Below are 12,201 nucleotides of genomic sequence, written 5' to 3' on the forward strand. Positions count from 1 at the left end.
AAGGGGTTTAATTGTATGAAAATAACAAAACTAGCAAAGGGTATTTCCTTAAAAAGACCACTTGAAGGAGGAAATGAGGAACAGTTAACAGTTGTAAGACAGGTGCTAGCAGATGTCAGGAAACAGGGGGACGTAGCGTTACGTGCCTATACAGAACGGTGGGACGGATATATGCCTGCAAGCTTGTGGGTCACAAAGGAAGAAATACAAGAAGCCGTAAATGACCTTGACCAACAACTCTATCAGGATTTGGCAGAAGCGGCCAAGAATATTCGCTTTTATCATGAACAACAGTCACGACACGGCTATCGCTTAGAGCTTGGAGACGGTTCTTGGCTAGGACAACGTGTAACAGCTCTAGATGCAGTAGGGTTATATGTTCCTGGCGGTACAGCAGCATACCCATCATCCGTGCTAATGAATGTGATTCCAGCACAGGTGGCTGGTGTGAAGCGAATCGTGATTGCTTCACCGGCAGGCCGCGATGGAAGAATACCAGCAGGTGTCCTAGTGGCGGCTCAGCTTTTAGGGATTGATGAAATCTATAAAATTGGTGGGGCACAAGCGATTGCTGCTCTTGCATATGGCACAGAGACCATCGCACCAGTCGATAAAATTACAGGCCCAGGGAATATTTATGTAGCCCTTGCTAAACGGGAGGTATTTGGAGAGGTTGCAATTGATATGATTGCGGGACCAAGCGAAATTGCAATATTAGCTGATGACACTGCATTTCCAGACGAAATTGCTGCAGATCTATTATCACAAGCAGAGCATGACCCTTTAGCTTGTGCTATTCTCGTCACGACCTCAGAGGAATTGGCCAAAAAGGTAGCTGAAGAAGTTGAAAAGCAATTGGAAATTTTACCACGTCAAGAAGTAGCGCGTGCTTCAATCGAAAATTTTGGGGTCATTTATATAGCTGATACGGTATCAGATGCAGTGGAAGCGATTAATTCATTAGCACCGGAGCATTTAGAAATTATGACAAAAAATGCTGAGGCGATCGCTGAACAAATAAGGCATGCAGGTGGTATTTTTATTGGTCGTTATAGTTCAGAGCCTGTTGGTGATTATTTTGCGGGGACCAATCATGTGTTACCAACCAATAGCACAGCTCGTTTTGCTAGTGGCTTAAACGTAGATGATTTTGTGAAAAAATCAAGTATTGTTTATTACAGTGAAAAAACTTGGCAAGCCAATGCACCAAAAATTGCCCGTCTTGCACGTATGGAAGGCTTAGAGGGGCATGCACGTGCGGTGGAATCTCGCGGATGGAAGAAGGAATAAGACAATGACGGAAAAGAAACGATTTGCACAAGTAGAGCGAACAACTAATGAAACGCAAATTTCAATAGCTATCAATTTAGATGGTGAAGGGAAGGCAAATATTAAAACAGGCGTAGGGTTTATGGACCATATGCTGGATTTATTTATCAAGCATGGCCTTTTTGACGGGACCATCCATGCGAATGGGGATACCTATATCGATGATCACCATACTACGGAGGATCTTGGCATTGTGTTAGGGCAAGCAATTCGAGAAGCACTTGGCGATAAGAGGGGCATTAAACGCTATGGAACGGCATTTGTGCCAATGGATGATGCACTTGCACAGGTGGTGGTTGATTGCTCGAATCGCCCACACTTAGAATACCGTGTGCCCGCTTTAAAAGAAAAGGTGGGAACTTTTGATACAGAATTAGTGCATGAGTTCTTATGGAAATTTGCCTTGGAGGCACGAATGAATGTACATGTGATTGTACCCTATGGACATAATACGCACCATATCATTGAGGCGATTTTTAAAGCATTAGCTAGAGCGATTGATGCTGCCGTAGAAATTGATCCACGTGTTAAAGGAGTACCATCGACTAAGGGGCTGTTAACGTGAAAATTGGTGTGATTGATTATGGTATGGGGAATTTATTTAGCGTGGTTCAAGCATTAAATCGACTGGGCTGTGAGGTGGTTGTGACAGCTGATGAACAAACGCTAGATGCTACAGATGCATTACTATTACCAGGAGTCGGGGCATTCCCGGATGCTAGAAAGCGTTTAGCAGAAACTAAATTAGATCGTTATTTACATAAAGCCCAAAGCCAAAACCGCCCTCTTTTAGGCATTTGTTTAGGGATGCAATTATTATTTGAACAAAGTGATGAGGTCACATCAACAAATGGCTTAGGTTTCTTTAAGGGACAAATTAAGCGATTTAGTGGAACAAATGAGGGGCGGGGATATCGAGTGCCCCATATGGGCTGGAACGAATTGGTGATGACGAATCGTCCTGCTTGGTTAGAAAATAGTGCCCCTGCAAAGCATGTCTATTTCGTTCATTCGTTTTATGCCACTCATATTGAGGAGTCTGAGCTTGTTGCTTATGCAGACTATTGTGGCATACGAGTTCCAGGTATTGTAACGAAAGGTTCCGTGACAGGGATGCAATTTCACCCTGAAAAATCAGGTGAGCTGGGCGTATATTTATTGGAGCAATGGCTGAAAGGTGTGAAAGCATGCTAACGAAACGAATTATCCCCTGTCTAGATGTCAAGGAGGGCCGTGTTGTAAAAGGGATACAATTTGTATCCATTCGAGATGCTGGTGACCCAGTGGAACTAGCAAAATTCTATGATGAACAAGGCGCAGATGAGCTCGTATTTTTAGATATATCTGCTTCACATGAAGGTCGCGAAACAATGATAGATGTAGTTCGACAAAGTGCTGCCACATTAGCGATTCCTTTTACAGTTGGTGGAGGTATTCGGACGTTGGATGATATGAAGCATATTTTACGCGCTGGTGCGGATAAAGTTTCTGTTAATACTTCCGCTTTAGAGCGTCCTGCCCTTATTCAAGAAGGCTCCGATTTCTTTGGTGCCCAATGCATCGTCGTGGCCATCGATGCTCGCTATAGTGAAGAGGACGGTACATGGATGGTTTATACCCATGGTGGGCGCAACAAAACTACTTGGACAGCTATTGACTGGGCAAAGGAAGCGGTGCGCTTAGGAGCAGGTGAGATTTTATTAACTAGTATGAATCAAGATGGGGAAAAATCTGGCTTTGATTTGGGATTAACAAAAGCAGTACGAGAGGCTGTGACAGTCCCTGTTATTGCAAGTGGTGGAGCAGGAAATGCCGAACATTTTTACGAAGTATTAGCAGAAGAAGTTGATGCAGATGCAGCACTTGCAGCTTCCATCTTCCATTATAAAGAAACAAGCGTAGCCCAAGTGAAAGAATACTTACGTGAAAAAGGAGTGGCAGTACGATGATAGAACGTATTCGATTTGATGAGAAAGGTCTTGTACCGGCAGTTGTACAGGATGCCAATACGAAGGAAGTACTGACAGTGGCTTATATGAATAAAGAGTCATTAGTTAAAACGATCGAATCAGGTGAAACTTGGTTTTATTCTCGTTCACGTCAAGAGCTTTGGCATAAGGGAGCGACAAGTGGTTATACACAAAAGGTTGTCGCCATTAAAACAGACTGCGATCAAGATGCATTAGTTGTGGAGGTTTTACCAGATGGTCCAGCCTGTCATAATGGTACAACTACTTGCTTTACGGAGGTGGTACAGCAAAATGCTGAAGTCGGCTCTGTAGAAATGATTGCAAAACTTGTAAGTGTTATTGAAAAGAGAGAACAGGAAATGCCTGTAGGAGCTTATACTACATATCTATTTGACAAGGGCATCGATAAAATCTGTAAAAAAGTTGGTGAGGAAGCGACAGAGGTTGTTATTGGGGCCAAAAATCGGGATGCAGAAGAAGTAAAGTGGGAGGCCGCTGATTTAATTTATCACCTACTAGTATTACTGCAAGAACAAAAGGTAAGTATATATGATGTTCTTCATGTGTTGAAAAAACGTCACGAGGAGAAATAACAGCATATTATTAATTGTATGGTATAATAGGGTTTACTGTGTAAAGGAACGTTTAATACGTTCCTTATTTCTTGTTTCGGAGGAAATGTATTGGAAAAGAAACGTCAAAATAAGAACCAATCAAATATAGTGTCGTTCATTCCAACAGGCGACTATTATTATAAAAAATCAATTCAAGCTATGAACAGTGGACAAATGAATAAAGCTTATAAATATTTGCAGCGTGCAGTTGATCTTAGCCCAGATGATCCTATGATAATCTTGCAGCTTGCTATTGTAGAGTTAGAAGGTCAACGTTTTGAAGAAGCGTATGATCTGCTTCGTCGTGCCTATCAAATTGACCCCGATAATCCGGAAATTATTTTTTACATGGCGGAAGTGTCAGGCTGTGTAGGAATCATGCAGGATGCAAAACGCTTTGCTGAAGAGTATTTACAGCTAGAGCCTGAAGGTGCTTATGCAGATGAAGCAGCAGAAATTTTAGAATTTGTCGCATTCGAGCAGGATGAATTTGAGGAGCTTGAAGGATCTGGTGAGGATTTATATCGTCAGGAACAGGCTCGCCGTCATATGGAGAAGGGCGACTTTCCTGAAGCTATTACTATTTTAGAAGATTTAATTGAAGATCGACCAGCCTTTTGGTCGGCCTATAATAATCTTGCACTTGCTTATTTTTATGTTGGAGAAGAGGAACAGGCGAAGGCTCTCTTACATACGGTACTACGTGAAAATAAGGGAAACTTACATGCACTTTGTAACTTAACGGTGATTGCGTATTACGAAAAGAATGAAGAAGATTTGCAAGAGCTATTAAATATCCTTGTTAAAATTCAGCCATATACATGGGAGCATCGTTATAAACTAGGTGCTACCTTAGCTTTAATAGGGCAATATGAATTAGCCTATAAATGGTTGCGCAGTATGCAAAAAAGAGGCTATGTAGGCGACGCAGGCTTTTATTTCTGGTTATCCCATGCTGCTTATTTTTCTGGGCATGAGGAGGTTTCTAAAAGTGCTTGGGGTCAACTGCTAGAGGTAGACCCAGATAAAGAGGGCTTTGAACCTTGGCGCCAACATGAAAATGAATTTGCACTGGATGCGTTGGAACATGATCGGAATTTTATCGTTGAAAAATTAGAAAGTAGCTATCCAAGTGAACGTATCTTTGGATTGTTTTTATTGAAGGATACGGCTCATAAGCAAGAAATAATCGCCCATCCTAAATGGGTCAATATCGAGCAATTCGGTGCGTTTGAGAAATTATTTTTAGCCTATGCACTTGGTCATGAATTTGATAAGAAAAACAAAGTAGAGGCCAGCTTTTTACGTGCTGTAAATGTGCCAGAAATTTTATTAGAGCAGTATGGCAAATTATCATCATTGATTGTACCTATGTTTCAAATGTGGTTTGTCCTGTGTGAACAAGCTTTAATTCAAAATTATCGTTTTACAAATCCTGTAGCGATTGCAGGAGCAAATGATTATTTATTTAGATCTTCTCAAATGCTTAAGGTGACAAAAAAAGAAATAGCTCAACAATATGGAGTATCTGTTGCCACTTTATCGAAGTATATTGAAGAAATTTTAGCTTTTTTACCAGACAGTCATAATTAGTGTGTGAGCAACATAGTTGAATAACTTTATACTTTCACATACGATGAACATACTAACGTTATCAAGAATTTGCCCTGGCAACATTGCGTTTGAGTGTTACTCCTTGCTAGTTGCCAATGGTTTATCTTCATCCCCTCTATTGTAAGGTGGGATCATATGTAGGTGACGTTACACTTTCACTACTATTTGTTGAATGAAGATAAAAAGTATTCTGTTTAGGGGGAAGTATTTATGTCGGAAGAAAAAATTTATGATGTGGTCATTATTGGTGCAGGTCCTGCTGGGATGACTGCTGCTGTTTATACATCACGTGCTAATTTGGCAACGCTTATGATTGAACGAGGAATCCCTGGTGGACAAATGGCCAACACTGAAGAAGTAGAAAACTATCCTGGTTTCGATACAATTTTAGGACCTGAGCTTTCTACAAAAATGTTTGACCATGCTAAAAAATTCGGTGCTGAATATGCCTATGGCGATGTAACAGAAATCATCGACGGGGAAGAATTTAAAACAATTAAATCAGGTACAAAAGAATATAAAACACGTTCCATTATTATTACAACTGGTGCAGAGTATAAAAAAATGGGTGTGCCTGGTGAAAAAGAACTTGGCGGCCGTGGTGTCAGCTACTGTGCAGTTTGTGATGGCGCGTTCTTTAAACAAAAAAATCTTGTAGTTGTTGGCGGAGGAGATTCAGCTGTAGAAGAGGGCGTATATTTAACACGCTTTGCTGATAAAGTAACAATTGTCCACCGTCGTGATAAATTACGTGCACAAAAAATCCTCCAAGATCGTGCCTTTGCCAATGACAAAATTGATTTCATTTGGAATGCTACAGTAAAAGAAATTAATGAAGCTAATGGTAAAGTGGGCAGTGTTACACTACAATCAACTGTGGATGGGACTGAATCTGAGTTTACAACAGATGGTGTGTTTGTGTATATCGGTATGCTACCTTTAACAAAGCCATTTGAATCTTTAGGTATTTTAAATGATGCTGGTTATATTTTGACAAATGATAATATGGAAACAACAATTCCAGGTATCTTTGCAGCTGGAGATGTACGTGAAAAATCACTTCGTCAAATTGTTACAGCGACTGGTGATGGCAGTATTGCGGCTCAAGCTGTACAGCATTATGTAGAAGAGCTATTAGAGAAAATTAATGCATAACTTGGCTATTTTAAGGAGAAAAATACAATTTTAATGTGGTTTTAATATTGTTGTAACTTGAATGACATATAAAAGGTGTATGATTAAAAGTGTAATTAGCAATCCCCCTTTTATTTTGTTTAGTAGGTTGTTTCCGCCTCAATTAGGTGGGAACAACCTACTTTTTTATTTGTATAGATCATGAAAAGGGCATGAGCTTTTTTTCAATAAATTCTTCGATAAAACTAAATTGTTAAATGTCTATGTATGAGAGTTGTAAATGAGGACAAATCTTGCAGTGTCTTGCTATAATGGAGAGTAGAATGCAAAAGTGATTAGAGGTGTGCCTATGCAAAGAATTGCAAATTTAATTGCCGTAAAAGACGGTAAAGTATTATTACTTCAGAAACCAAGACGAGGTTGGTACGTTGCTCCGGGTGGAAAAATGGAAAGCGGTGAGTCCATCTTTGAGGCTGCTATTCGTGAATTTCAGGAAGAGACAAATGTTATACCTTTACATGTACACCTAAAGGGTGTTTATACGATGGTCATTAAAGAAAATGATGAAGTCGTAGATGAATGGATGCTGTATACATTTGTTGCTAAGGATGTAGACGGTGTACCGTTTGTAGAAACTAGAGAAGGTAAACTTGCATGGCACCCAGTAGAGGATTTAGCACATTTGCCAATGGCTGAAGGAGATCGCACTAATTTACGATTTGCTATTTCGCAATCCGGTATTCAGTATGGCACGTTTGACTATACAACGAATTTTGAATTACTTCATCAGAAAATACAAATATCAAAAGAACAATAAAGGAGTTGCATGACAGTGGTGGTTGAAGGCCAACAAAGTACACATGAATTGGTTATTATTACAGGAATGTCTGGAGCTGGGAAGACCGTAGCTATTCAAAGCTTTGAAGATTTAGGGTATTACTGTATTGATAATTTACCACCTGCGTTACTTACAACTTTTTTAACTCTGCTCAGAGATTCTGGAAAGAATAGTACACGTATTGCGGCAGTGATGGATATGCGTGGAGGTAACTTTTTTGATGCGCTTATTGGGGCGTTAGACCATATACTAAAAGAAGGCGACATTGTAGCTCGTATTTTATTTTTAGATGCAGATGATTCCACATTAGTAAGACGTTATAAAGAAACAAGAAGAGCCCATCCATTGGCAGTAAGTGGCTTACCTTTAGATGGTATTAAGCAAGAGCGAGCGCTTTTATCGGAAGTAAAAGGCCGTGCTAATTTTGTTTATAACACATCTAACATGAAACCAAAGCAATTACGTGAAAAGATCGTTAAAGAATTTGCCAGTGAAGCAGATACTATTTTTACCGTAAACATCATGTCTTTTGGCTTCAAGCATGGTATGCCAATTGATGCAGACTTAGTGTTCGATGTTCGTTTCCTTAAAAATCCGTATTATGTAGAAGAGCTACGCCCAAAGACGGGTCTTCAAACAGAAGTATCCTCCTATGTTTTAGCCTTGGAAGATACGCAAATACTTATACAAAAACTAACGGATTTGTTCGACTTTATGATTCCTCTTTATCGACAAGAAGGTAAATCACAACTCGTTATCGCTTTTGGTTGTACCGGTGGTCAGCATCGTTCAGTAACTTTAGCAGAGTTTTTTGGGGCTTATTTAGCCAGCAAAGAGAATACGGTTATTACGCATCGTGATATTAATCGTAGAAAGGAATGAGTGAATGGGGAAAAAGCAAACAAAGATTGTGGTAATTGGTGGTGGAACAGGACTATCTACATTACTTCGTGGGCTCAAGCACCATCCATTTGATATTACTGCTATTGTGACGGTAGCAGACGATGGCGGCTCTTCAGGACGTTTACGAGATGATTATGATATCCCACCACCAGGTGATGTTCGTAATGTCATTGCGGCATTATCAGATATTGAACCGCTAGTGGAGCAAATGTTTCAATACCGTTTTTCAGCGTCAGAGGATTTACGTGGTCATTCCTTAGGGAACCTAATGCTAACAGCACTTACTGATATTACTGGTGATTTTAACCATGCTATAAGTGAGATGGGGAAGGTATTAAAAGTACATGGCCGTGTAATACCCGCAGCCAATAAAAAAATTAACTTACATGCTGTGTTAGAGGATGGTTCAATCATTGAAGGTGAATCAAAAATCCCAACAGCGACAAAACGCATTGATCGCGTTTTTTTAGTACCCGAAAACGTGCAACCGTTACCAGAAGCTATTCGAGCAATTCAGCGTGCAGACTATATATTAATTGGCCCAGGAAGCTTATACACAAGTATTATTCCAAATCTCCTTGTCAAAGAGATTGGGGAAGCAGTTGTGAGAGCTAAAGGAAGAAAAATATATGTTTGTAATTTAATGACACAAAAAGGTGAAACCATTTCTTATACAGCAGGTGATCATGTATCGGCCATACATAAGCATGTTGGCGCTTCCTTTATTGATTCGATTTTAGTGAATGATGAAGAATTACCGAATCCTGTAAAAGAATTGTATAAAGAAGAAAGAGCAGAGCCAGTGACATTTGATGTGGCAAAGCTTGAAAGTATGGGATTAGAGGTTATAAGGCGCGATATTGCTACAATTCGATCAGATGGTACGGTTCGACATAATGCTACGAATGTTGCAGAGTGGCTGGTAGATTATGCCGGTATTTATGATCGGTAAGAGAACTGATAATAGAAACATAAAGTGTTTATTGTATATGGTAAGATGAACATATACATAGAAATTATGATTGAAAGGGGGGCGTGATATGTCTTTTGCTTCTGAAACGAAAAAGGAATTAACCCAAATAGAAGCGGACAATCATTGTATGAAAGCAGAAGTTTCTGCCCTAATTCGTATGAATGGTTCATTATCCTTTGCGAATAAACAACTAAGTTTGGACGTGCAAACTGAAAACGCTGCAATTGCAAGAAGATTATATACGATTATGAAGAAATTGTATCCGTACAATGTGGAATTGCTAGTTCGTAAGAAAATGCGATTGAAAAAAAATAACGTATATATTTGCCGTGTAAGAGAAGGAGCGCGCGAGCTGTTAATTGATTTAGAAATCATCTCAGACGACTTTCAATTTAATCATACGATCTCAAGAAAGCTCATTAAAAAAAATGGTCAAAAAAGAGCCTATTTAAGAGGTGCATTTTTAGCAGGAGGCTCTGTCAATAACCCAGAAACGTCCGCCTATCATTTGGAAATTTATTCCTTATATAAAGAACATGGTGAGGCATTGATGGATTTAATGAATGAATTTGAACTCAATGCCAAAACAATTGAACGTAAAAAAGGCTTTGTTACTTATTTAAAGGAAGCTGAAAAAATTTCTGATTTCCTTAATATTGTAGGCGCCCATCAGGCAATGATGAAATTTGAGGATGTTAGGATATTGCGAGACATGCGCAATAGTGTCAATCGTATTGTGAACTGTGAAACGGCCAATCTAAACAAAACAATTGGAGCAGCATTACGGCAGGTAGAGAATATTCGATTTATTGAAAATTCTATTGGACTTGACCAACTACCAGAAAAGCTTCGTGAAATTGCACGATTACGAGTAGAATATCAAGATGTTACGTTAAAAGAACTTGGTGAAATGGTATCCAGTGGCAACGTCAGCAAATCAGGTGTCAACCATCGTTTAAGAAAAATAGACGAAATAGCAGATGCATTAAGACGCGGTGAAAAAATAGGTGGTTAAGTTTTCATACTTTTCAGGTATGAATGTCATGCGTAATCGCTTATTGTTCTTTTGCTAGTAAGTAAGGTAAGATAAAACTAATAGATGAACGGTAGTGAAGGGGAGTTTTGAGAATGATCGAGAGAAGAGTCCAGGTTAAATTAAAATTAGGACTACAAGCTAGACAAGCGGCACTATTTGTGCAGGAGGCCAATCGTTTCAGTGCGGATATCTTTCTAGAAAAAGATGAAAAAAAAGTGAATGCCAAATCGATAATGGGTGTTATGAGCTTAGCGGTTGCGAAAGGTACCGAAGTAACGTTAAGTAGTGAAGGCAATGATGCTGAGCAAGCGGTTACAGCATTAGCTACAATTATTGAAAATGAAGATTAACAAACAAATAAAAATGCCTCTCAGAGTAATTTTCTGGGAGGCTTTTTAGTATTATTTATTATCCGTACTACGGTGCATAATGTGATCGATTAAACCATATTCTTTTGCACGTTCAGCTGTCATGAAGTTATCACGATCTGTGTCTCTTGCAATGACTTCAAGTGGTTGACCAGTGCGTTCAGATAAAATACCGTTTAATTTTTCACGTAAGAATAAAATACGTTTAGCAGCAATTTCAATTTCTGTCGCTTGACCTTGTGCGCCACCTAGTGGTTGGTGAATCATTACTTCCGCATTTGGTAATGCAAAACGTTTACCAGGTTCACCCGCAGCAAGTAAGAAAGCTCCCATTGATGCAGCCATACCAATACAAATCGTTTGAACTTTTGGCTTAATAATTTGCATTGTGTCATAAATAGCCATACCAGCCGTAATTGATCCACCTGGCGAATTAATGTAAAGAGAAATGTCTTTGTCTGGATCTTCTGCTTGTAGGAAAAGTAGCTGTGCGACAATTGAGTTTGCCACATTGTCATCGATAGCACTTCCTAAAAGGATAATGCGGTCTTTAAGTAGACGTGAATAAATGTCATATGCACGCTCACCACGGCTTGTTTGTTCAATAACTGTAGGAATTAAATTCATGTTAAATCCTCCTTCAAAAAACTAAATTCGATTACCTTTGCTGAAATCTACATTGTTTATTTCAGCTGTAACCTTATCATACACATTATAGTCAGGGAAGGTCAAATATTAACCCTGCTAAAGTGAAATTAATTAAAATAAAAAAATAAATTCTTTTTTGCATTCTATGGTTGAATTATATGTGATACGTTTGTATAATAGGTAAGGTTATAAGTTTGAAAGTACAGGACACTATTTTGCAGGTATGCTTCAAAAGAGGATTATCTACATCATGCTTTTCGCAAGCCTAGGGTGAGTACTTTTTTTTTGTGTTTTTTGCCCTCGTGGTGTAATGGATAACACGTAAGATTCCGGTTCTTGCACTGGGGGTTCGATTCCCTCCGAGGGCGCCATTTTACTGAATATTGATATACTGTAATAGCTCAATCTCCTAATAAGTAGTTTAGCAGCCTGCTTAGTGGGGATAGAGAGGAAAAGTAATGGGAATACTGTCCTAGTTGGCATTATTCCCCTATTTATGCCTTTCAAACCTTCAAGAAAGCAACAACTCCAAATTATTTTTTAGTGAACATACTGTCCGTGAAGGCTAGGAATAGCCGAAAAAAAGAATCCTTTCTGAGGGGATTCTTTTTTTTTGTTTAAATTTATCGAAATTTGACATTGCTCCTATTGTATATATATTAGTTTTAGGTTCGTTTTCTTGTTATTAATGCTTATTTTTTCTATTTAAGTAGCTTTACCATTCATTAATATGAAAAAATATTTAGTTTTATGCGAAAAGTTGTTGTGCAAATA

Annotated in this window: 13 protein-coding genes and 1 tRNA gene; 13 read left to right on the top strand and 1 reads right to left on the bottom strand. The window is 39.0% G+C overall.

What is annotated here, in order from left to right; translation table 11 throughout:
- The first annotated feature begins 15 nt into the window (after positions 1 to 15).
- From hisD to AC07YC_RS14545, 12 genes are all read left to right on the top strand, one after another.
- Positions 16 to 1,290 (top strand): histidinol dehydrogenase, encoded by a 1,275-nt coding sequence (hisD, locus tag AC07YC_RS14490; protein ID WP_494919728.1) that lies wholly within the window; start codon positions 16 to 18, stop codon positions 1,288 to 1,290.
- Between the two features lie 4 nt (positions 1,291 to 1,294).
- Complete coding sequence (gene hisB / locus AC07YC_RS14495; RefSeq protein WP_426761543.1) at positions 1,295 to 1,894, top strand: imidazoleglycerol-phosphate dehydratase HisB; 600 nt, start codon at positions 1,295 to 1,297, stop codon at positions 1,892 to 1,894.
- Positions 1,891 to 2,523: an imidazole glycerol phosphate synthase subunit HisH gene (gene hisH / locus AC07YC_RS14500; RefSeq protein WP_494919729.1), complete on the top strand. Its 633-nt coding sequence runs from the start codon at positions 1,891 to 1,893 to the stop codon at positions 2,521 to 2,523. The genes hisB and hisH overlap by 4 nt, the downstream gene beginning before the upstream one ends.
- Positions 2,517 to 3,278 (top strand): imidazole glycerol phosphate synthase subunit HisF, encoded by a 762-nt coding sequence (gene hisF / locus AC07YC_RS14505; protein ID WP_494919730.1) that lies wholly within the window; start codon positions 2,517 to 2,519, stop codon positions 3,276 to 3,278. The genes hisH and hisF overlap by 7 nt, the downstream gene beginning before the upstream one ends.
- The gene (gene hisIE / locus AC07YC_RS14510; protein WP_494919731.1) at positions 3,275 to 3,892 is read left to right on the top strand and encodes a bifunctional phosphoribosyl-AMP cyclohydrolase/phosphoribosyl-ATP diphosphatase HisIE; all 618 of its coding nucleotides are present in this window, start codon (positions 3,275 to 3,277) and stop codon (positions 3,890 to 3,892) included. Before hisF ends, hisIE begins: the two co-directional genes overlap by 4 nt.
- Before the next feature lie 90 nt (positions 3,893 to 3,982).
- The gene (locus AC07YC_RS14515; RefSeq protein WP_494919732.1) at positions 3,983 to 5,506 is read left to right on the top strand and encodes a tetratricopeptide repeat protein; all 1,524 of its coding nucleotides are present in this window, start codon (positions 3,983 to 3,985) and stop codon (positions 5,504 to 5,506) included.
- Between the two features lie 231 nt (positions 5,507 to 5,737).
- A complete protein-coding gene (gene trxB / locus AC07YC_RS14520; protein ID WP_494919733.1) occupies positions 5,738 to 6,682 on the top strand; it encodes a thioredoxin-disulfide reductase in 945 nt (314 codons plus the stop codon).
- 328 nt (positions 6,683 to 7,010) lie between these two features.
- Positions 7,011 to 7,478, top strand: a complete 468-nt coding sequence (locus AC07YC_RS14525; RefSeq protein WP_249660920.1) for an NUDIX domain-containing protein — start codon at positions 7,011 to 7,013, stop codon at positions 7,476 to 7,478.
- A 9-nt stretch (positions 7,479 to 7,487) separates the two neighbouring features.
- A complete protein-coding gene (rapZ, locus tag AC07YC_RS14530; protein ID WP_494919734.1) occupies positions 7,488 to 8,381 on the top strand; it encodes an RNase adapter RapZ in 894 nt (297 codons plus the stop codon).
- 4 nt (positions 8,382 to 8,385) lie between these two features.
- On the top strand, positions 8,386 to 9,354 hold the full coding sequence (locus tag AC07YC_RS14535; protein WP_494919735.1) for a gluconeogenesis factor YvcK family protein: 969 nt from the start codon (positions 8,386 to 8,388) through the stop codon (positions 9,352 to 9,354).
- A gap of 88 nt (positions 9,355 to 9,442) precedes the next feature.
- A complete protein-coding gene (whiA, locus tag AC07YC_RS14540; protein WP_025116558.1) occupies positions 9,443 to 10,390 on the top strand; it encodes a DNA-binding protein WhiA in 948 nt (315 codons plus the stop codon).
- Between the two features lie 113 nt (positions 10,391 to 10,503).
- Entirely contained in the window at positions 10,504 to 10,761 is a 258-nt protein-coding gene (locus AC07YC_RS14545; RefSeq protein ID WP_004228023.1) for an HPr family phosphocarrier protein, read from the top strand.
- 51 nt (positions 10,762 to 10,812) lie between these two features.
- Here AC07YC_RS14545 and clpP read toward each other — a convergent pair whose 3' ends face one another.
- Positions 10,813 to 11,406, bottom strand: coding sequence for an ATP-dependent Clp endopeptidase proteolytic subunit ClpP (gene clpP / locus AC07YC_RS14550; protein WP_008173241.1), 594 nt, complete (start codon positions 11,404 to 11,406; stop codon positions 10,813 to 10,815).
- 317 nt (positions 11,407 to 11,723) lie between these two features.
- On the opposite strand from clpP, the gene AC07YC_RS14555 reads away from it, so the two are divergent.
- Positions 11,724 to 11,798 (top strand) — tRNA-Arg (locus AC07YC_RS14555).
- Positions 11,799 to 12,201: the final 403 nt, after the last annotated feature.

Source organism: Lysinibacillus sp. GW247-5R2A (genome assembly GCF_059424475.1).

Bases quoted from the DNA above. Each gene is read 5' to 3' on its own strand.
- AC07YC_RS14525 (WP_249660920.1), top strand. From the start codon at position 7,011: ATGCAAAGAATTGCAAATTTAATTGCCGTAAAAGACGGTAAAGTATTA.
- hisD (WP_494919728.1), top strand. From the start codon at position 16: ATGAAAATAACAAAACTAGCAAAGGGTATTTCCTTAAAAAGACCACTT.
- hisF (WP_494919730.1), top strand. From the start codon at position 2,517: ATGCTAACGAAACGAATTATCCCCTGTCTAGATGTCAAGGAGGGCCGT.
- hisB (WP_426761543.1), top strand. From the start codon at position 1,295: ATGACGGAAAAGAAACGATTTGCACAAGTAGAGCGAACAACTAATGAA.
- hisIE (WP_494919731.1), top strand. From the start codon at position 3,275: ATGATAGAACGTATTCGATTTGATGAGAAAGGTCTTGTACCGGCAGTT.
- AC07YC_RS14535 (WP_494919735.1), top strand. From the start codon at position 8,386: ATGGGGAAAAAGCAAACAAAGATTGTGGTAATTGGTGGTGGAACAGGA.
- whiA (WP_025116558.1), top strand. From the start codon at position 9,443: ATGTCTTTTGCTTCTGAAACGAAAAAGGAATTAACCCAAATAGAAGCG.
- rapZ (WP_494919734.1), top strand. From the start codon at position 7,488: ATGACAGTGGTGGTTGAAGGCCAACAAAGTACACATGAATTGGTTATT.
- clpP (WP_008173241.1), bottom strand. From the start codon at position 11,406: ATGAATTTAATTCCTACAGTTATTGAACAAACAAGCCGTGGTGAGCGT.
- AC07YC_RS14545 (WP_004228023.1), top strand. From the start codon at position 10,504: ATGATCGAGAGAAGAGTCCAGGTTAAATTAAAATTAGGACTACAAGCT.
- trxB (WP_494919733.1), top strand. From the start codon at position 5,738: ATGTCGGAAGAAAAAATTTATGATGTGGTCATTATTGGTGCAGGTCCT.